General features: G+C 37.1%; 14 protein-coding genes and 1 pseudogene. 8 read left to right on the plus strand and 7 right to left on the minus strand.

All coding sequences use genetic code 11. The features are described 5' to 3' along the window. Nucleotide 1: 1 nt before the first annotated feature. Nucleotides 2-1,825, plus strand: a complete 1,824-nt coding sequence (edd, locus tag LNM86_RS01945) for a phosphogluconate dehydratase (protein WP_241438210.1) — start codon at nucleotides 2-4, stop codon at nucleotides 1,823-1,825. A gap of 40 nt (nucleotides 1,826-1,865) precedes the next feature. On the opposite strand, the gene folD is transcribed toward edd, so the two are convergent. Beyond that, complete coding sequence (folD, locus tag LNM86_RS01950; RefSeq protein WP_241438211.1) at nucleotides 1,866-2,765, minus strand: bifunctional methylenetetrahydrofolate dehydrogenase/methenyltetrahydrofolate cyclohydrolase FolD; 900 nt, start codon at nucleotides 2,763-2,765, stop codon at nucleotides 1,866-1,868. 324 nt (nucleotides 2,766-3,089) lie between these two features. Here folD and LNM86_RS01955 point away from each other — a divergent pair, with 324 nt between their 5' ends. After that, the gene (locus LNM86_RS01955; protein WP_241438212.1) at nucleotides 3,090-4,970 is read left to right on the plus strand and encodes an AsmA family protein; all 1,881 of its coding nucleotides are present in this window, start codon (nucleotides 3,090-3,092) and stop codon (nucleotides 4,968-4,970) included. A 92-nt stretch (nucleotides 4,971-5,062) separates the two neighbouring features. Here the strand turns inward: LNM86_RS01955 and LNM86_RS01960 are convergent, their stop codons facing one another. After that, the gene (locus LNM86_RS01960) at nucleotides 5,063-5,218 is read right to left on the minus strand and encodes a hypothetical protein (protein ID WP_241438213.1); all 156 of its coding nucleotides are present in this window, start codon (nucleotides 5,216-5,218) and stop codon (nucleotides 5,063-5,065) included. Nucleotides 5,219-5,450: 232 nt separating this feature from the next. Here LNM86_RS01960 and LNM86_RS01965 point away from each other — a divergent pair, with 232 nt between their 5' ends. The 3 genes from LNM86_RS01965 to LNM86_RS01975 all read left to right on the plus strand — a co-directional run bounded on the left by LNM86_RS01965 (nucleotide 5,451) and on the right by LNM86_RS01975 (nucleotide 10,275). Then, nucleotides 5,451-6,197 carry a 16S rRNA (uracil(1498)-N(3))-methyltransferase gene (locus tag LNM86_RS01965; RefSeq protein ID WP_241438214.1) on the plus strand — a complete coding sequence of 249 codons (747 nt, stop codon included), beginning with the start codon at nucleotides 5,451-5,453 and terminating at the stop codon, nucleotides 6,195-6,197. 68 nt (nucleotides 6,198-6,265) lie between these two features. Next, nucleotides 6,266-7,639, plus strand: coding sequence for a glutamate--cysteine ligase (locus tag LNM86_RS01970; protein ID WP_241438215.1), 1,374 nt, complete (start codon nucleotides 6,266-6,268; stop codon nucleotides 7,637-7,639). 1,280 nt (nucleotides 7,640-8,919) lie between these two features. Next, nucleotides 8,920-10,275 (plus strand): L-cystine transporter, encoded by a 1,356-nt coding sequence (locus tag LNM86_RS01975; protein WP_241438216.1) that lies wholly within the window; start codon nucleotides 8,920-8,922, stop codon nucleotides 10,273-10,275. Between the two features lie 14 nt (nucleotides 10,276-10,289). Here LNM86_RS01975 and LNM86_RS01980 read toward each other — a convergent pair whose 3' ends face one another. Next, entirely contained in the window at nucleotides 10,290-11,174 is an 885-nt protein-coding gene (locus LNM86_RS01980; protein WP_241438217.1) for a methyltransferase domain-containing protein, read from the minus strand. Nucleotides 11,175-11,361: 187 nt separating this feature from the next. Between LNM86_RS01980 and LNM86_RS01985 the strand changes: the two genes are divergently transcribed. Further along, nucleotides 11,362-12,147: a ComF family protein gene (locus LNM86_RS01985; RefSeq protein ID WP_241438218.1), complete on the plus strand. Its 786-nt coding sequence runs from the start codon at nucleotides 11,362-11,364 to the stop codon at nucleotides 12,145-12,147. Nucleotides 12,148-12,191: 44 nt separating this feature from the next. Next, complete coding sequence (grxC, locus tag LNM86_RS01990; protein WP_241438219.1) at nucleotides 12,192-12,446, plus strand: glutaredoxin 3; 255 nt, start codon at nucleotides 12,192-12,194, stop codon at nucleotides 12,444-12,446. Nucleotides 12,447-12,465: 19 nt separating this feature from the next. Here grxC and ubiG read toward each other — a convergent pair whose 3' ends face one another. Next, nucleotides 12,466-13,209: a bifunctional 2-polyprenyl-6-hydroxyphenol methylase/3-demethylubiquinol 3-O-methyltransferase UbiG gene (gene ubiG, locus LNM86_RS01995; RefSeq protein WP_241438220.1), complete on the minus strand. Its 744-nt coding sequence runs from the start codon at nucleotides 13,207-13,209 to the stop codon at nucleotides 12,466-12,468. A 196-nt stretch (nucleotides 13,210-13,405) separates the two neighbouring features. Between ubiG and LNM86_RS02000 the strand changes: the two genes are divergently transcribed. Further along, nucleotides 13,406-14,662, plus strand: a complete 1,257-nt coding sequence (locus LNM86_RS02000) for an aspartate kinase (protein WP_241438879.1) — start codon at nucleotides 13,406-13,408, stop codon at nucleotides 14,660-14,662. 109 nt (nucleotides 14,663-14,771) lie between these two features. On the opposite strand, the pseudogene LNM86_RS02005 reads toward LNM86_RS02000, so the two are convergent. The 3 genes and pseudogenes from LNM86_RS02005 to LNM86_RS02015 form a co-directional block, all read right to left on the minus strand. After that, nucleotides 14,772-15,032 (minus strand): annotated as a pseudogene (locus LNM86_RS02005) (Arm DNA-binding domain-containing protein); the annotation flags it as partial. A gap of 897 nt (nucleotides 15,033-15,929) precedes the next feature. Further along, the gene (nhaA, locus tag LNM86_RS02010) at nucleotides 15,930-17,288 is read right to left on the minus strand and encodes a Na+/H+ antiporter NhaA (RefSeq protein WP_241438221.1); all 1,359 of its coding nucleotides are present in this window, start codon (nucleotides 17,286-17,288) and stop codon (nucleotides 15,930-15,932) included. Between the two features lie 154 nt (nucleotides 17,289-17,442). Then, nucleotides 17,443-19,134: an aq_1923 C-terminal domain gene (locus tag LNM86_RS02015; RefSeq protein ID WP_241438222.1), complete on the minus strand. Its 1,692-nt coding sequence runs from the start codon at nucleotides 19,132-19,134 to the stop codon at nucleotides 17,443-17,445. Between the last annotated feature and the right edge of the window lie 217 nt (nucleotides 19,135-19,351).

Consider the following 19,351-nt stretch of genomic DNA (forward strand, 5'->3'; position numbering starts at 1 on the left):
GATGGCATTTTCCAAAACAATTGCTACCGTTACACGAAGAATTTATGAACGTTCTCTTCCAACGCGAGATATTTATTTAGATCGTATTGCTCGGGTGCAAGAAAAGCGTCCCAAGAGAAGTTTTTTGGGATGTGCCAATCAAGCGCACGGTTTTGCGGCTTGTGGTCAAAGAGACAAAGAGCGTTTGAAGCATAATATTGTTGGCAATATTGGTATTATTACTGCGTATAATGATATGCTTTCGGCACATCAACCTTTTGAATCTTTTCCTCACTTAATTAAAGAGGCTGCTCGTATGTTTGGTGGTGTAGCACAAGTTGCAGGTGGTGTTCCTGCGATGTGTGATGGTATAACACAAGGAAATACGGGGATGGAGCTTTCTCTTTTTTCACGTGATGTCATTGCAATGGCGACGGCTATAAGTTTATCGCACGATATGTTTGACGCTGCACTATATCTTGGAGTGTGCGATAAGATTGTGCCCGGTTTAGTGATCGGAGCGCTAACATTTGGTCATTTACCAGGAATTTTTGTCCCAGCAGGTCCCATGACAAGTGGTCAAGGCAATGATGAAAAAGCAAAGATACGCCAGCTTTATGCAGAAAATAAGATAGATCGTCAAACATTGCTAGAATCAGAATCCCGCTCTTATCATGGACCTGGAACATGCACATTTTATGGGACAGCTAACTCAAATCAGGCGATACTGGAGATGATGGGGATTCATATGCCGGGAAGCTCTTTCATCAATGCCAATACACCATTGCGTGATGCTTTAACACGGGAAGCTACGAAGCGTGTACTTGAAATGACAGCGCTTGGCGAGGATTATAAACCACTTGGCATGATAGTCGATGAGCGTTCCTTCGTAAATGCTATTGTAGGGTTAAATGCGACAGGAGGATCTACCAATCATGCGATTCATTTAATTGCTATGGCTGCTGCTTGCGGTATTCAATTAACATGGCATGATATTGCAGAAATTTCGTCAGTGGTACCTCTTTTAGTGCGAATTTATCCTAATGGTTTGGCTGATATAAATCATTTCCATGCTGCTGGTGGGATGGGATTTATTATTCGAGAACTCATTGAGGCAGGGTTAGTGCATGAGGATGTTCGTACAGTTTTTGGTAAAGATCTCAATGCTTATGCAATTGAAGCAAAGCTTGGTGCTGATGGTAGTGTGGTGCGTGAACCTGCTTGCAATGAAAGTGGTAACGATAAGGTATTAGTGGGATGGAAAAAACCGTTTCAAGCTAATGGAGGTATTCGCGTTTTATCGGGAGATTTGGGCACAGCTATTATTAAAGTATCTTCTGTTAAATCTGAGCATTGGCGAATTGAAGCACCCGTCTTCGTTTTTAATGATCAAGAGAGACTACAAGAGACTTTTAAATCTGGAGCATTAAATGACAAAGACTTTATCGCTGTTATTCGCTATCAAGGACCAAAAGCAAATGGTATGCCAGAGCTTCATAAATTAACGACAATTTTAGGTCTTTTACAAGATCGAGGTCAAAAGGTCGCATTGGTAACAGATGGACGTATGTCAGGTGCATCAGGAAAAATTCCTGCTGCAATTCATGTAACACCAGAAGCTTTGGATAACGGTCCCATTGCGCGTTTGCAAGATGGTGATATTGTTTGTCTTGATGCGCATGTGGGTAAATTAACTATTTTGGAAGATCTATCAAAATTTAATGCACGAACAATTATTTCTCCTGACCTTTCAAAAAATGAATATGGTGTTGGGCGTGAGCTTTTTCATCTTTTTCGCCAATCAGTTAATCGTGCAGATCAAGGGGCATCTGTCCTTATGGCGTGAGTAAAATGATATTTGTATAGTAATAAAGGCAGCAAATGTTTTAGAATTTTGGTACAGGAAGATTATGAGCTCGAGCGGCAGCCTTAAGTGTATTAACCATGAGCATGGCAATTGTCATAGGTCCAACTCCTCCTGGAACAGGGGTTATTGCGGAAGCTTTGCCTTTTACTTCTTCAAAATCGACATCACCAACAAGGCGCGTCTTGTTTTCACCTTTTTCTGGAGCTGCAATGCGATTAATGCCAACATCAATAATAATCGCACCATTTTTAACCCAATCTTTTTTAACCATTTGTGGGCGACCTACAGCTGCGACTAAAATATCGGCACTACGACATACATCATCAAGATCACGGGTACGGCTATGAGCAATTGTCACAGTAGCATTGGCTGCTGTTAAAAGGGAGGCCATAGGTTTTCCAACAATATTAGAGCGTCCAATAACAACGGCATCAAGACCAGATAAATCTTGTCCACATTGTTGTTCAATCATCATCATGGCACCAGCTGGTGTACAGGGAATGATAGCATCTTCAAGGTCATTAGCCGCAAGTTTTCCTACATTGATATAATGAAAGCCATCAACATCTTTTTGGAATGCAACGGCTTGTGTTATGCGGTTTGTATTAATATGAGGTGGTAAGGGAAGTTGCACTAAAATGCCGTGGATTTTAGGGTCAGAATTTAATGCAGCAATGTGTTGGAGGAGTTCTTGTTCTTGCGTTTCTTTTGAAACCATATGTTTAATGGAAAAAAAACCACATTCTTCGGCTTTTTTACTTTTCGATGCAACATACACTTGACTTGCAGGGTCATCTCCGACAATGACAACAGCAATACCAGGTTGTATATTATAATTGTTGCGGAGTTTTTCTGTTTCAGCCTTCACTTTTACAATAATCTCTTCAGCAAGCTTTTTTCCATCGATAATATTATTCATTGAGAGAGATCCTTTCAGTAGAGAGCTGTTTATTCTTTTGTAAAGCATTTGCGGCCAATACAATAGTGTTTAATAGCAATATTCATATGAGAGCGATAAAAACAATTCGATCATATTACGTATTTTATAATTTTTGAAAGTTTTAAAGATAATTGTTTTATTAGAAAGCAGCAATATTGATGTTCCAATAAACTTTGGATAAAAACAACAATAATAAAATTATTTAAATAAGATATAACGGATTTTAGAATGATAAGAATTTTTTAATGATCATTTATGTTTGTTTTTAATCTGTTATTAGGGGCGAAAATATAGAGGAATATTGTGCGCGCCAGAATAATAAAATTTTTAATCAGTTTTTTTGTTGCAATTATTTTTCTGTTTGGAGTTGGTATTCTCGTTTTACCTTACCTTGTGTCAACTGATACGATTCGCGTTCGTTTGGCACAAGATTTGAGTGCGTGGACGGGTTATAATGTGCAATTACGTGATCCTCCACGGTTGAATCTTTTTCCTTATCCTAAAGCATTTCTTTCTGGCGTTACCCTAACATCAAAAATGAATGATGTTGCACCGTTGATGGAAGCTGAATCAATAGAAGTTGATCTTTCCTTGGTAGATCTTCTTTGGGGACATGTTTCCTTTTCAGAGACGCGGATTGTGCGTCCCCAATTTGTTATGGAAAAGCCTATTAAAACAGTCGTGGATTTTTTTGATAGATTTTCGCGGTCACAAGGTGCATTAGGATTAGCGATACGTAATGCCCGTGAAATACTGAAGCATAATCCTGATCATCCAGATATAGAGCATCTTTTAAAGCAACCTTTTGGACGGATTGTGATTGAAAATGGCACATTCGTTTATCATGATAGTATTTCCGATGTATCAGAAAAAATAACGGGGTTAAATGCAACTTTAGATTGGCCCGAATCGACGCAGAAAGTACAGTTTCACGCAGATGCGCGTTGGCGTGGAGAGTTTACAAAACTATCAATTGATGCCGATCAAGCATTATTGCTCTTAGCAGGAGGGAAAAGCAAAGTTAAGGCAAGTCTCAATTCTCTACGTGGTGGTATAACTTTTATAGGGCAGGCACGGTTATCTAAATATTATATTTTTGATGGGAAAGTATCGATGCGTTCTCCAGGGTGGAACCAGACATTGGTATGGATTGGAGGCAATCATTTTTGGGGATATGGATTAAAAACACCGATTGTATGGGAGTCTCATTTTTTAGCGCAGCCAATGCACATCAAAATGAATAATGTTACATTTACAATGGGGACAGCAAATGCGCGTGGCGCTTTAGAAGTTGATTTTCAGGACGATGTACCAATTGTTATTGGATCTTTAGCATTTGATAATCTAGACTTTAACATTTTTGGATCAATATTTTTTTCAATTAAAGAGCAGGACGCATTTCTTGATACGACAATTTTTGATCGTATCGGAGTGGATCTTCGGCTTTCTTCGCCACAAGCAAAAGTAGGAAATATTGCGCTTACGAATTTAGCTGCTGCTATGCAAATAAGAAAAGGACATGGCATTTTTGATCTTGGACATGCAAACGTTTTTGGTGGATCTCTTCAAAGCAGTATTGAAATTGCATCAGATAATAAAAACATGCGGATTAAAGGACATGCTTCAGGGACTTCCATTGATACACAAACGGCTTCAGAAGCACTGGGAATGACACCATTTGTACAAAGCAAAGCAGACTTTACCACGACGGTACAAACACTTGCTAATTCTTGGTCAGAAATTTTTGCGAAAATGCAGGGTGAATTAACACTGAAACTGTCTTCTGGTCGATTATTAGGATATGATTTGAATGATTTACAGACAAGGCTTTCAGAAAAGGAACAATTTCTTTTAACAAAGAGCGATGTTCTTGCAACAACTTTTGATTTCTGGAATATTCAAACACATTTTTTAAATGGTACAATAAGGATAACAGAATCACTGATGCATACTGCAGATTGGAATTTGTCCGTGTGGGGAATGATTTCTTCTGCTATTATGCAAGATCAACAGAATGGATTTACATTGCAAGCACAATTGCAAAAAAGCCACAGCTCAGAGACTCTTTGTAGAGATATCCAATGCCTTGCAAACAGTCTCATGCGACCCTTTACTTTTTCTTTTCGCTCTAAAGGACAGGAAGGTGATAATTTTTGGGTAAAAAAAGATATCGATACAGATTGATCGCTATTTTTCATTTTGTATTGGCAAGAACTTTAGAATAAGGCTAAAAAACATCATCTTTTTATAAAAATTAAGGGTAAACGAGCCATTGCTTATTGAGTCTCAGCTTGAATCTCAGCAGAAATTCCATAACCATCTTTGGTGACTGTATGCTTCCCATCTGCTCCAACAGAGCCAATTCCCACAGTAATGAGAATAAAAGCAAAAAGGGAAGTGATAGTAATAATTGTTGCTTTTTTAGCAGACATATCTTTCCTCCGTCTATGCAATCAATGACTGAATGCAAGGGTAAATAGTGTATTTTGATACAATTGTATTGTAGAGAGTAGAATCAATGAGTATCCCATTTGTTCCCACTCTTATCTCATAAAGCTAAAAAACTCTATAATTCTTTATATGTGATAGTTCTATAGATATATTTTTTTCTTTTTGTTATACATCTTTTCTCGATCATTATAGTTAGATTTGGCACAATTTTTAATGCGTATAAATTATAAACTGAAAAGATTATTTATTCGTCAGCCACTTATTTTGAATGAAGAAATAAAGATAGAGGGGGCGCAAGCTTCTTATCTTATCCATGTTTTGCGGATGAAAGAAGGAGCCGAAATTTTACTTTTCAATGGACAGGATGGCGAGTGGCTTGCTAAACTGATCGCTATTAAGAAAAAAAGTGTTGTGGTTCAGCTTATCCATCAAGAAAGATTACAAACGACGCATTCGAATTGCATTTACTGCTTTGCTCCACTCAAAAATGCACGTTTGGATTATATGGTTCAGAAAGCTGTTGAAATGGGGGTATCTATTTTGCAACCTGTTATAACGCATCATACACAAGTTACACGTATCAATATGGCGCGTATGGAAGCGAATGTCATTGAAGCTTCTGAACAGTGTGGCATTTTATCTTTGCCTAAATGTGTCTCTCCTGTTTTGTTAACAGAATTTTTAGCAGGTTGGGATGAGACATGCCCTTTGTTCTTTTGTGATGAAGCACACAAATCACATAATCCATTATATCTTTTAAAAAAGTACGAAGCGATTACAACGTTTGGTGTCCTCATTGGACCAGAAGGTGGGTTTAGTGAAGAAGAGCGGAACTTGTTAAAAAAACATCCTTTTGTAATTCCGATATCTTTAGGACCACGTATTTTACGTGCTGATACTGCTGCTGTTGCTGCTTTGGCTCTTCTTAATGCTAGCGTGGGGGATTGGTCAATTCATTGAGAAGTTTGTAAAATCATTCTCATCAGCTCATTTAAAATGATAGAACTCATGATAGGATAGAATAAGTTATGGCGCTTGATATAACTGATGAAAGTGAAATTTATAACTTAGATTCCCTGGTTAGTTATTTCCAGGGGGGGTGTAAAGCAGAAAATGATTGGCGTATTGGTACAGAACATGAAAAATTTCCATTCTATAGAGATGGTTTCCGTCCTGTTCCCTATAATGGCACAAAGGGGATTCGTGCACTTCTAGAAGGAATGCAAGAAGCTTTAGGATGGACCCCCATTTTAGATGAAGGCAATATTATCGGACTCGTAGGATCGGTTAATCAAGGTGCTATCTCTTTAGAACCTGGGGGGCAATTTGAATTATCTGGTGCACCGTTGGAGACAGTTGGTCATACTTATTGCGAGGTGATGGAGCATTTAACGCTTCTCAAGAAAATTTCAGAGCCATTGGGTATTGGTTTTCTCGGTATGGGTGCTAGCCCAAAGTGGACATTAGCTGAAACTCCGCGGATGCCTAAGTCACGTTATCAAATTATGACCGATTATATGCCGAAAGTTGGCACAAGCGGTCTTGATATGATGTATCGCACATCAACCGTTCAGGTTAACCTCGATTTTTCTTCTGAAAGTGATATGCGGCGAAAAATGCAAGTGTCAATGAAGTTACAATCCATTGCAACAGCATTATTTGCGAGTTCACCTTTTACAGAGGGGAGTCCGAACGGTTTTTTATCTTGGCGCTCTGAAATTTGGTGCGATACTGATAATCAGAGGTCCGGAGTTCTTCCCTTTGTATTTTCTGAACGTTTTGGTTTTGCAGATTACGTTGAATGGGCGCTTGATGTACCAATGTATTTTGTTGTGCGTGATGGTCGTTATTATGATTGTACACATATAACTTTTCGTCAATTTATGAAGGGAGCATTAAGGGGGAAAGTTGCAAATTCAATACCCAATATGGGAGATTGGATTAATCATCTATCAACTTTGTTTCCCGAAGTACGCTTAAAACGATTTTTAGAAATGAGAGGTGCTGATTGTGGTTCTTGGCAGCATATTTGTGCGTTGTCGGCTTTTTGGGTTGGGATTCTTTATGATAGTGAAGCACTCAATGAAGCAGAGGCTTTAACAAAAGATTGGTGTTTTGAAGAAGTTTTGGATATGCGTAACCGCGTTCCTAAAGAAGGATTAAGAACACCTTTTCGTCACACCATAATTTTAGAAATAGCTCGTCAAGTTGTTGCTATTTCGCGCAAGGGGTTAAAAAATCGCAGACAGTGTGATGCGGATGGTTTAGATGAGACAAATTTTCTGGTTCCTTTAGAAGAGGTAATTGCATTGGGTCAAACAGATGCTGATAGGTTGTTGTCTCTTTATCATTCTATTTGGAATAGGGCTGTGGAACCTGTATTTTTAGAATGTGCCTATTAAATTTTAAAGAAAAAAACACCACATTCTATTTCCGAATAAGTGCATATGATCACTGTTACTCTTTTATATAATTTCTTGAGAGAGCTTTTTTATTTTCAATCGTCCTCACTTGATATTCTTTATGAAGGAGACAATGCATTGCCGGAATCATCATACTCTGTACCAGACCCCAATATTGCAACAGCCCTTGCTAAGACGATTCATGAAAGACATTTATGCTTTTCCTAACGGGTTTTTATCCCCACGATAATCCCACTTATGACGTGCAAAGGGATGGTTTGATTCAACATAAATAGGTTTGAAATAAGAGAATCTTAGGATATTGGCGGATTCCATTCAACTTACAATTCAACTTACAATAAATTATTCTTATAAATCAAACGATTATATAGATATTTATCAGTGCGTTTATCTTTGACTTATGCAAGAAAAAAGATCAAGATCATCATGATTTTCATAATTTAAGTTCTATTTAGCTTGCGTTAAGATGATTTATAAGAGACATATTTGGTTTTTTCTCAAATGGTTTTATCCGCATCCTATTCTGTTTTTGGTGCATCTACAAATGATCTTTGTTGTTTACGAGACATATTTTTATTTTTTGAATGATAATGACGAGTGATCTTATTTCTACTTTCATATCCATGATATGCTATATCTGTATATTAAGAGTGTGAACAGGAGCTGTATTTTAAAAATGAGCTATAGAATTCGCATTTGTAATTTGCTCATTTTGGTTAACGCCAAAGGGCTTAATTTTATTTTTTATTTGTTCGATCTAGCTCTGACATTTCTTTATTTTCTTGCCAAAAATAGGCAATTCTTCCATAAAAAATAAATTTACATAATAATATATTATCGTACTTTTAGAAAAACGAGCTATACAATTATTTTAGCACTCTATTTATTATTTTTGTAAGAATTTTATGACGCCAAAACAGTAAGAAAGAACGATGGCATTATTTAAATGGTAATGCATGTTGAAGCTGTTCTTTTATGATTGAAATTCAATGGAAGATGTTGATATTTTGATTCCTTGTTAGAAATATTTTTCTTGAGAATAAAATTTTATAAATAATCGGGAAATAAATGCATCATTTAATTTTTTATTTCCTTTAGATAACTATTAAGAGGCAAAAAATTCTCTTCTAGCCTATAAATTAAAAATAATGATTTTGTAAAAGCATTGTAAGATTTATATTTTATGTTCGAATAGCATGCATTAATTTTGCGCTATGCGTATTATTCAATCTCAAGCATAACAATAGTGGGCATAAACAATGGCATTTAATTTTTTCATCAATTTATTTCTATTTGTTATTCTCTTGTTATGGATTGCTCAAAGTAACAGGATGAAATGGAGCCTTTCATTACGGGTTATGTTGGGTCTTATTCTTGGTATGATTTTTGGAAGTGTTTTACAGATTATTTATGGAGAAGGTGAAGTCACTTTGTTGAAATCCGTTGAGTGGTTTAACATTGTTGGTAATGGCTATATCTTATTACTACAAATGATTGTTATGCCATTGATTTTTGTCTCTATCGTCTCAGCCGTTGCTCAGTTGCATTCTGTTTATGCTGTTGGTAAAATGAGTATAATGACCATTTCAATATTGCTTTTTACAACGGCTCTTTCAGCGTTGGTCGGTATTTTTGTGGTTAATTTTTTTGGATTAACAGCGAACGGTTTGGTGCATGAAGGGCAAGATATTTCTGCTCTTCTGGGTGAACGTATTTCTCAACTTGGAGATATGAATATACCGAAGATGATTTTATCTTTGATTCCTAAAAATCCATTTGCTGAATTAAGTGGAGCTAGGCGTACATCAATTATCAGTGTCGTTATTTTTGCATCCTTTTTGGGAGCTGCGGTTCTTCTTTTAAAGAAAGATGATTCAGAAAAAGGGGAACAAGCGCTTTTATTCATTCAAGTGGCTCAAGCTTGGATTACGCGGTTAGTCCGTATAGTAATTTCTTTAACACCTTATGGTATTTTTGCACTTATGACGAAGGTAGGAGCGACTTCACGTGTTGCGGACATTTTAGATTTATTGATTTTTATTATCGCTTCCTATGTTAGTATTATTTTTATGTTTGGAATTCATGGCGTGTTGCTTGGCATATCAGGAATTAATCCGTTTCGTTTTTTCAAAAAGGTTTTGCCTGTCTTAACATTTGCTTTTAGCAGCCGTTCAAGTGCGGCAAGTATTCCTTTGAATATTGAGGCGCAAACGCAATGGATTGGTGTTCCACAATCAATTGCGAGTTTTGCGGCTTCTTTTGGAGCAACAATTGGGCAAAATGGTTGTGCAGGTATTTATCCAGCGATGCTTGCAACTATGATAGCACCCTCTGTGGGGATTAATCCCCTTGATCCTACTTGGATTGTTACTCTTGTTGGTGTTGTAACGTTGAGTTCTATTGGTGTTGCGGGCGTTGGTGGTGGTGCTATTTTTGCAGCATTGATTGTATTGCCAATAATGGGGCTACCCGTTTCTTTGGTTGCTGTACTTATGTCTATCGAACCTTTAATTGATATGGGGCGTACAGCTCTCAATGTAAGTGATTCAATGTTGGCTGGAACGATGACAAGTCAAATGTTACGGGTAACGGATAAAAGCATCTTTGAAAAATAATTTTCATGTAAAATCTAAGGTTTTTTGGATTTTTGTCCTAAAACATCTGCAAGAGATATTTGTGCCGAACCAGGTGGAATAGGTTTTTGCTGATTTGGGTGAGGAGTCCACCCAGAGAGCCATATGAAAGAAAACTGGGCGCGAATGCGCCCATCCGGATCGCTAAATCGTTGTGCATAGATTTCTGCTGCACGAAGAAAAAAGCGCTTCGATACAGGCCGTCGTGAGCGCTTGATAAGCGCATTTTGCATTCCCATCGCTTTAAGATCATGCATAAGATCAAACATTGTATTATAGCGTATAGTGAGGTTTTCAATATCTGCAACAGGTAGAGCAAAACCTACACGCTGTAAAAGAGCACCGACCTCACGAATATCGGCAAAAGGATAAATTCGAGGGCTTGCACCGCCATAGATTTCAATTTCAGCTTGGAGGAGACATTCACGTAATTCTACAAGTGTACCAGCTCCAGCCATAACAGCTAGGAATAAGCCGTCTGGTTTTAAAATATTTTTTATCTGACTCAAAACACCAGGGGTATCATTGGTCAATTGTAAGGAAAGAATTGAAACGATAAGGTCACAATAGTTTTGAGGAAAGTTAAGGAATTCTCGAGGACGCAAATGAAAATTTTTGTCACGACTTTGATAAAGTATATCGGTTTCAACGCGTTCTACGGAATGAACTTTTTTAGAGTGCAGTAAAGTTTGCGCTACCAGATCTGTATGGCTGTGTAAATCTAGCGCTAATGGAAAAAAACGATCAATAGTACTGAGACGTTTACAAAGGTCTTCGGTCATATAGGACAATAAAAAGTCACATCCTTCTTTTGCTTTTTTGAAAGCACGTTTGCGGAATTGCTCAATACGATCATGATCAAAAATTAAAGGATGCGACATACTGTTAAAGACTTTCACTCTATTATTAAAAGTATATTTTACAAAGGTTCACTTTGCGCAAGATCTGTCAAGCTTATGATGTGAAAGAAAAACAAATTTATAAAAGGTAAGAGATTTTAAAGGAATTAAAATTAAAAAAGAGAAAAGATTTTTTCATACAGGGAAGCTGTAAAAGCCTGAATTAATAATGTTATGCTTTCAAGGAATGGCTTTAAATAGCGGAAATATATTAAGCAAGTTGATTGAACGCTTGCTAACAATTTTGTATCCGCCGATTTGTCCTGGGTGTAAGCAAAGCGTTTCTGCCTATGGTACGATTTGCTCTGAGTGTTGGAAAGGTCTTCAGTTTATTACAAAACCTTATTGTCCTGTTATGGGAATTCCTTTTGTTTGTGATATGGGGGAAGGTTTTCTCAGTGGTGAAGCTCTCAAAAGTTCTCTTCCTTTTTCGCGTGTTCGTTCGGCTATTGTTCATAAAGGGATAGCGCAAGCTTTGGTAACACGATTGAAATATAGTGATCATATAGAATTGGCATCTTTTATGGCCAATTGGATGATATCTGCTGGACGTGAGATTATTAATGATTGTGATGTTATTATTTCCATTCCCTTGCATTTTCGTCGTTTTTTGAAACGACGTTATAATCAATCTGCAGAGCTTGCTCGTTATATTGCAATGGCGCAGAAAAAAGTTTTTAAGCCCGGCTGGCTTGTCCGTTGTCGACATACCCGTCCGCAGGTGAATTTATCTGCGAGAGAGCGAAAAATAAATGTGTTGAATGCTTTTGAGGTGCCACACAAAGTTAAAAAATATTTAAAGGGACGTTCTATTTTGTTGATTGATGATGTTTTCACAACAGGCGCGACTGTTACAGCAGCGGCTGTAACATTGAAACGCGCAGGTGCACGACAGGTTGATGTGCTAACATTTTCGCGTGTCCTAAAAGAAGCCTCTATACTTCCTAGTTCTTGAGGGAATCTTAAAATTAACTTAGAAAAAAACATGGGAGAATAACTATGAAACAGATAACAATTTATACTCGCCCTAACTGTCCTTACTGCACGAGGGCACGTGATTTGCTTGATAAAAAAGGAGTAAAATATACAGATATTGACGCATCAACATCTCGTCGCGAAGAAATGGTACAGCGAGCAAATGGGCGCAACACATTTCCACAAATTTTTATAGGTGATTACCATGTTGGCGGTTGTGATGATCTTTACGCCTTAGAAGATGAGGGAAAGCTCAATTCTTTGTTGCAAGACACATAGGCTTCATGAATTGTTTCATCTAGAACTTTTTTGCAAGAAGCATATAGTTAACATCCATGTCTTTTGACCGATTCCAGCTGTCGTTTAAGGGGTTATAAGTAATACCGATTTTATCGATAACAGTGAGAGAATTTTTTGATAAGAGATTATTAAGTTCCTGAGGCTTTAGGAACTTTTTATAGTCATGGGTTCCTTTTGGGAGCCAACGTAAAATATATTCAGCACCTATAATTGCTAGTCCCCATGCTTTCCATGTACGGTTGAGTGTTGAAACAAACATCAGCCCTTGTGGTTTAAGCATTTTTGCTGTAGCTGCCATAAAGAGGTTAACATCAGCGACATGTTCAACAACCTCCATATTAAGGATGATATCAAATTTCTCTCCTTGATTGGCTAATGTTTCGGCAGTAGTCGTGCGGTAGTCAATTGAAAGACCACTTTGGGTTGCATGGATTTTTGCAACTTCAATGTTGGTTTGTGCCGCATCAGCTCCTACGACCATAGCACCAAGACGTGCCATTGGTTCACATAACAAACCACCCCCACAGCCAATATCAAGAATTCTCAAATTTTCAAAGGGCATAAGTGAAACAGGATCGCGATGAAATTCTAAACAGATTTTTTCTCTAATATAAGCAAGACGTGCTGGATTGAACTGATGAAGTGGGCGAAACTTTCCCTGTGGATTCCACCATTCGGCAGAAATACGTGAAAAATGATCAATTTCATTTTGATCGATAGTGGTACGCATTTCATTCTTCATGTTGTTCTCCTTTTTCTTTTTCATGATCAAGTCAGATAGATTTTATTATAAAGTCAAGAGAAAATAATATAAATATAACTGAACTTGCACAAATGATAGATATTCTATATGTGAAAAGATGGTTTGTTGATACGAGAGTAAGTTCTTATTTTTACAGCCATTTGAGATAAGAAATATAAAGGTAAGAGTGTTATTGATGGCGCGGATTGTCATGAAATTTGGCGGAACATCTGTAGCAGACATTGAATGTATTCACAATGTTGCACGGCATGTTAAAAGAGAAGTAGATGCTGGTAATGAGGTTGCCGTTGTTGTATCCGCGATGGCTGGAAAAACCAATGAGCTCGTTCAGTGGACATGTGATGCTTCGCCAAGACATAAAGATGCTTGTGAATATGATGTCGTTGTTGCTTCTGGTGAGCAGGTAACGGCGGGTTTATTGGCTCTTACACTCCAAGAAATGGGCATAAATGCGCGTTCATGGCTTGGTTGGCAAATCCCTATTCATACGGATAGCGCGCATAGTCGTGCACGCATTACAGATATTGATGGTTCTTTTTTAATAGAACGTTTTCAGGAAGGTCAGGTAGCTGTCATTGCGGGTTTTCAAGGGTTAGCTCCGGATAATCGGATTTCTACTTTAGGGCGTGGTGGATCAGATACGAGTGCTGTTGCTATAGCGGCAGCTATACAAGCTGACCGCTGTGATATTTATACAGATGTGGATGGCGTTTATACAACCGATCCACGTATAGAACCTAAGGCACGTCGTTTACCAAAGGTTGCTTTTGAAGAAATGTTAGAAATGGCTTCTCTTGGGGCAAAAGTTTTACAGGTTCGTTCTGTTGAATTGGCAATGGTTCATAAAGTTCGTACCTTTGTGCGTTCAAGTTTTGAGGATCCCGATGCATTAGGCATGGGGGATTCGATAAATTCTTCTGGAACACTTATTTGCGATGAGGATGAAATTGTGGAACAACAAAATGTTACTGGTATTGCTTTTGCTAAGGATGAAGCACAAGTCTCTCTCCGTAGACTTTCAGATCGCCCGGGGATTTCCGCAGCAATTTTTGGACCTTTAGCCGAAGCGCGCATTAATGTCGATATGATTGTACAAAATATTTCTGAAGATGGTTCAAAAACCGATATGACTTTTACGGTACCGTCTGCAGATGTAGAGAAGGCGGTCGCCCTTCTTAAGAAAAACCATAAAGAAATTGGATTTGATGTTATCCAATTTGAAAGCGATCTTGCCAAGGTATCTGTTATTGGTATTGGCATGCGCAGTCATGCAGGTGTTGCGGCTACGGCATTTCATGCTTTGGCGGAAAAAGGTATTAATATTCAAGCAATCACAACTTCCGAGATTAAGATTTCTATTTTAATTGACAGCGCTTATACTGAGCTTGCAGTGAGAACATTACATGCTGTTTATGGGCTTGATAAGGGCTAAACATTCTTTAGCTTTAAAAAGGTTTCTCAATAATCTGAAGTATTGATGTATGGAGGGAGTTCTGGTCCCCATCCTGACTATTTAGGAGGAGGGAGGTATTCCTCGTTCAAAGACGCGCATAGGAATTTTTGTGAATGTTGAGTTCAATGTCTTTGAGAGAATGAAGATTGCGCATTGCCTCACGCTTTTTTTTCACGTTCTTTAATGGGGGCACGTCCCTCGTGTAAAACAGAACGCCACCCAGTTGCCAATTCACGTGCTTTTTTTTAAGAGACATTTCTTAAAGAGCACCTAAGCTCATTTCGCGACGGCGTCCATGAATGGTATGGCGTAAAATCCACTGAGCACCACCATCTTTACGCTTATGAAGGTGGATCATGTTTTTTGTCTTTATGTTTGTTATCGATTTTGCCCGCCTTATGGATGCGCTCGATAATATCTTCACGCATTTCAAAAGATGGATAAGCAAAAGTTAGACACTCTAAAAAGAACTGTTGATTTGCAATAATTGAAAGAAATGTTAGAAAATTCTATTCCCATACATGTATTTATGCATCCCGAATCTTAAAAAAGAATATAAAAATCAATAAGCTATATGTATAAAAAGAAGGTTATTATTCATCCATGAGAGTGAATAAAAATCTAGAGTGAAGGTTTGTGCCATAATGACTTGTAAAAAAGTATCTTCAATTTAAGAAAAGCACAAAAGCCTTCTTTTCTCTTAAGTATATCAATTTAAGATTTTTGATTTGTCTTCTTTTTAGCTTTAGAGACGAAGCCATTTACATCAAACATAACAATTTTTTCCATAATTGCCAATAAATCAACTGATACGCACATTGTTATAAAAACCATAGTTTGCACAGTTATAGGAATAATGCGTTGAGATGTCTGAAATCTATCTCGTTTGCTACAAAGGTTTGCAATCAAATATCTGTTTTATATTTTTTGTTTGTAGATTATCTCGACAGACATCATCATTTTTCATTAGTTCGTTAAGCTTTCAATGAATGTTGGAGATGAGATGAAGACGCATTCCTGTGATGAAAATCACAGGTCATTTTTTATGATTTTTTTTGAGAGATTTTACTAGCAAATTGAAAGAAGTTTCAAAGAGGATAAGATTCTTCTTTTGTGTAGTCGTAGGAAAATAAAGCAAGTGAGATTTTTTTCCTTATCCGTTTCCACAATTATAACTCAATCACGGTTCAAAAAATAAATCAAAACCGCTTAAAGTGATGATAAACAGCACTGTTCTTTTGAATGATTAAGAACTACGAAGATTCTTTTTATTGCGCTTTATGTAAATAACTCCATATCCAAGGCCGACAAGAGCAGACAAACCAGATCCACAAAGGACACCAATTTTTGCAGAATCAAGTAAGGTAATATCTTTAAAAGCAAGCATTGAAACAAAGATAGACATTGTAAAGCCAATTCCCGCTAAAAATCCAATGAGCAAAACACCAGTCCAAGTCATTTGAGGAGGTAGGCGACATAGTCCTGTTTTTACAGCTAAATAACTAGCAAAAATAATTCCTAAGGGCTTACCAACAAAAAGACCAATAACAACACCGAAGACGATCAAGAATGATTCATAAGAAGAAAGATCAAAATTTTCAAAACTAACACCAGCATTTGCAAAGGCAAAAATTGGCATAACACCATAGGCAACCCATGGATGCAAAGTTTTCTGTACACGCGTCACTGGTGCAATCATATCGCGTTGTCCTTTGCGCATTTTTTTCAGTGCAGTTGAGATATGATGCAAATCTGTTTTGACATTTTTTTCTTGGAGGATTTGCATCGCGTTGCTTAGCATGGTGAGTGGTGCTACTAAAGTTCGGGTAGGAAAAACTGGGGTCATCATACCTAAGATTACACCAGCAAGTGATGGGTGAACACCTGTTACCATTAAGCCCCACCAGATGATTGCACCAGGCAGAACGTAAAGCCATGCTGAAGCAAGACCAATCCATTGAAAAAACAACACTAAGGCAATTCCTGCTGCGGCGATGATTAAACCACTAGGATCAATATTTGTGGAGTAGAAGAAAGCAATAATGAGAACAGCAATGATATCATCAATAATTGCTAGAGATAAGAGAATAATGTGAAGGTTAGAAGGAATGTTTTTGCCAAGAAGAGCTAGAATACCCAGAGCAAAGGCAATATCTGTTGCTGTTGGTACAGCCCAACCATGCGTATGCCCCCCATTAAAGTTAAAGCTGAGATAAATAATTGCAGGGAGACAAACCCCACCTATTGCGGCAACAATTGGCAAAATTGCTTGTTTAAAATCAGCGAGAGCGCCTTCATGAATTTCACGTCGAATTTCCATTCCTGCGACAAGGAAGAAAACAGTCATGAGAGCATCGTTAACCCAGAAATGTAAATCCCATGAGAGGGTAAAATGGCCGAAGTTAAAGCCAAAAGGAGTATGCCAGAAGGATTCATAGAGAGAAGCATATTGAGAATTAGCAAAAATGAGCGCAGCAGCAGCAGCTAATAAAAGAACGACACCGCTAAGAGCTTCAATATGGAGAAAACGCTCAAGAGCAGAAAGTGCTTGATTTGTGACACGAGAAGCGCGATTAGGCAAGCGATTTGAAGATAAATCAGACATGAACAACTCCAAGTATCGACAATTTTATTAATATAATTTTTTTATGCAAACTAAGCTATAGAATGCCCTTCTATATCATAGAAAAGAAAAAAGAGGAATAAAGTTCTTAACTTTATAGACAAGTTTATCATGTTCAAAGCTGAACGGATATTTTTTAAGGTGATGCTTCATTTTTAATCATAAGATCTACTTTGTTCAAAGCTGTAGACAAATCACTTTGTAGTGCGTTTTCAAGATCAGTTATTGTGAGACCTTTGTTGTCTTTTGCTTTAATTTTAATGGTCAATGTTTGAGGATTTTTAGCAAAGTCACCAAAAGACTTTGAAATATTTTCGGCTTGATCATAATCTTTTAGAAATATTTTTGGACTTTGCGTCATCATCAGATAGAAATCGTCATAGAGTTCTTTTTTGAGATCATATTTGCTGTCATTTAGATTTTGTGCAAGATAAGAAAAAAGCTTATCAATAAAACCAGCATCCGTATAGCGAACATCAATTTGGTTAATTCCAAGGTTTTGAGAAGCAGCAATCATTATGTTTTTTTGACCAGAAAAGAGTGTTTTATCAACATCAATAACTTTAGCTGATATCTTTCCAGAACCAATATCTTTGATGTTAAAAGCCATTGCATTAAGAAAAATCATACGCTTTTCTTCATCATAGGCAGCATCAAGTTTTCCTGAAATATCAAAGCGTTCAAGGTTCATTTTTTTGAAGAAATCTAAGTCTTTTTCTTCTATTTTTTTTGGTAAAATTGAAAAGTTATCGAGAGAAAGAAGAATTTTTTTAGGTATAGGCTGTTTCCACAAACTGGGTTTGAATTCAAATGATTGAAGTGTTGCTTTCAATTGTGGGGTATCAATGGTGACATTATCAATTTGGGCATCAGCTGAAGTAATGGCGAGCAATGTATTTAGAAGAATATCATTTCGCATTGTCTTTTCAGCGACCTGATTATTTTCCTTTTTGGCATTAAGATAAGCTTTGATCAATTTTTCAGGTGTCTGTTCAAGCGGTTTCATTTTTAGACCGGATGTTTTAAATTGGCCAAGAGAGAAAGACGTATTTTTTTCTGTTTCTTTAAAAAGATTGACTATGATATTATTGAGAGAAATAGGTCCGGTAACAGTTTTCCCTTGATTGAAAGCATTGTTTTTTCCAAAAATGATAGAATAGGCATAATTAATATCAATGTCATGCGCTTTTATGGTATCGCTTTTGGCTGTAAGATGCATTTGTTCAGCACCATTTCCGGCTATTGTTGTAAGGTCCATGTTTTTGATGCTAACAGAACGAATATGACCATTTTTTAAACCAGAAAGCCGAAAATTTTTAACTTCAACTGTTTGGGTCAATTTATTTTTATTTTCTATAGAAAACTGTATATCTGGAGCAACAATTGATGCAAGTTCAATACGCATAATTGATTGCAAAAGACGTGATGTAATCGCGGTATCTTTTCCCTTTAATGATACACTGTTAAGAGAGATTTGGGGAATTTGTACGTGAATATTATTATGTTTTAAATCAACATTGTACAGTGTGAAAGTTCCAGGAATAAAGGAAATAGGAGGGCGGGCAGAAATAGCACCAATTTTAAGTGATGTGCCAGTAGGGACAGGGAGTGTAACATTTGTCAAATTGACTCTTCCTATGATACTGACTTCAGATGTTTCTGCTTTTATGGAACGGCGGGCTATTTCTCGTCTTACAAAACTGTCAAGATAGGGCTTTGCTATATAAAAACTACCGACAACTATAATTGCTAAGATAGCAACAAATCCAATAATACATGTGAGCCAGTATGTGAGATTACTCCTATATCCGTTATTAAGATTGTTCATCATTTCTTCTTTCAATTTTATAACTCTCTCATGAGAGCAGAGATAGATTTCTTTAAGCAATGATAAAGATTAAGATATAGCGTATATCAGTTTCAACAGTATCTATTATCTCTTTTTACCCACTCTTTACATCTAGAGTTATTTCCATCTTTTTTGCAATACACCTTTACTAATTGTTACCAATTTTCTTTGCTTACGGCATTTTATAAAAAAGTAT

It is taken from the genome of Bartonella machadoae (assembly GCF_022559585.1).
In the GTDB taxonomy this organism is placed as follows: domain Bacteria; phylum Pseudomonadota; class Alphaproteobacteria; order Rhizobiales; family Rhizobiaceae; genus Bartonella; species Bartonella machadoae.

What these genes read in the sequence shown, in the direction of transcription:
- edd (WP_241438210.1), top strand. Translation starts at nt 2, where the DNA reads ATGGCATTTTCCAAAACAATTGCTACCGTTACACGAAGAATTTATGAA.
- folD (WP_241438211.1), bottom strand. Translation starts at nt 2,765, where the DNA reads ATGAATAATATTATCGATGGAAAAAAGCTTGCTGAAGAGATTATTGTA.
- LNM86_RS01960 (WP_241438213.1), bottom strand. Translation starts at nt 5,218, where the DNA reads ATGTCTGCTAAAAAAGCAACAATTATTACTATCACTTCCCTTTTTGCT.
- LNM86_RS01965 (WP_241438214.1), top strand. Translation starts at nt 5,451, where the DNA reads ATGCGTATAAATTATAAACTGAAAAGATTATTTATTCGTCAGCCACTT.
- LNM86_RS01970 (WP_241438215.1), top strand. Translation starts at nt 6,266, where the DNA reads ATGGCGCTTGATATAACTGATGAAAGTGAAATTTATAACTTAGATTCC.
- LNM86_RS01975 (WP_241438216.1), top strand. Translation starts at nt 8,920, where the DNA reads ATGGCATTTAATTTTTTCATCAATTTATTTCTATTTGTTATTCTCTTG.
- LNM86_RS01980 (WP_241438217.1), bottom strand. Translation starts at nt 11,174, where the DNA reads ATGTCGCATCCTTTAATTTTTGATCATGATCGTATTGAGCAATTCCGC.
- LNM86_RS01985 (WP_241438218.1), top strand. Translation starts at nt 11,362, where the DNA reads ATGTTATGCTTTCAAGGAATGGCTTTAAATAGCGGAAATATATTAAGC.
- grxC (WP_241438219.1), top strand. Translation starts at nt 12,192, where the DNA reads ATGAAACAGATAACAATTTATACTCGCCCTAACTGTCCTTACTGCACG.
- ubiG (WP_241438220.1), bottom strand. Translation starts at nt 13,209, where the DNA reads ATGAAGAATGAAATGCGTACCACTATCGATCAAAATGAAATTGATCAT.
- LNM86_RS02000 (WP_241438879.1), top strand. Translation starts at nt 13,406, where the DNA reads ATGGCGCGGATTGTCATGAAATTTGGCGGAACATCTGTAGCAGACATT.
- nhaA (WP_241438221.1), bottom strand. Translation starts at nt 17,288, where the DNA reads ATGTCTGATTTATCTTCAAATCGCTTGCCTAATCGCGCTTCTCGTGTC.
- LNM86_RS02015 (WP_241438222.1), bottom strand. Translation starts at nt 19,134, where the DNA reads ATGAACAATCTTAATAACGGATATAGGAGTAATCTCACATACTGGCTC.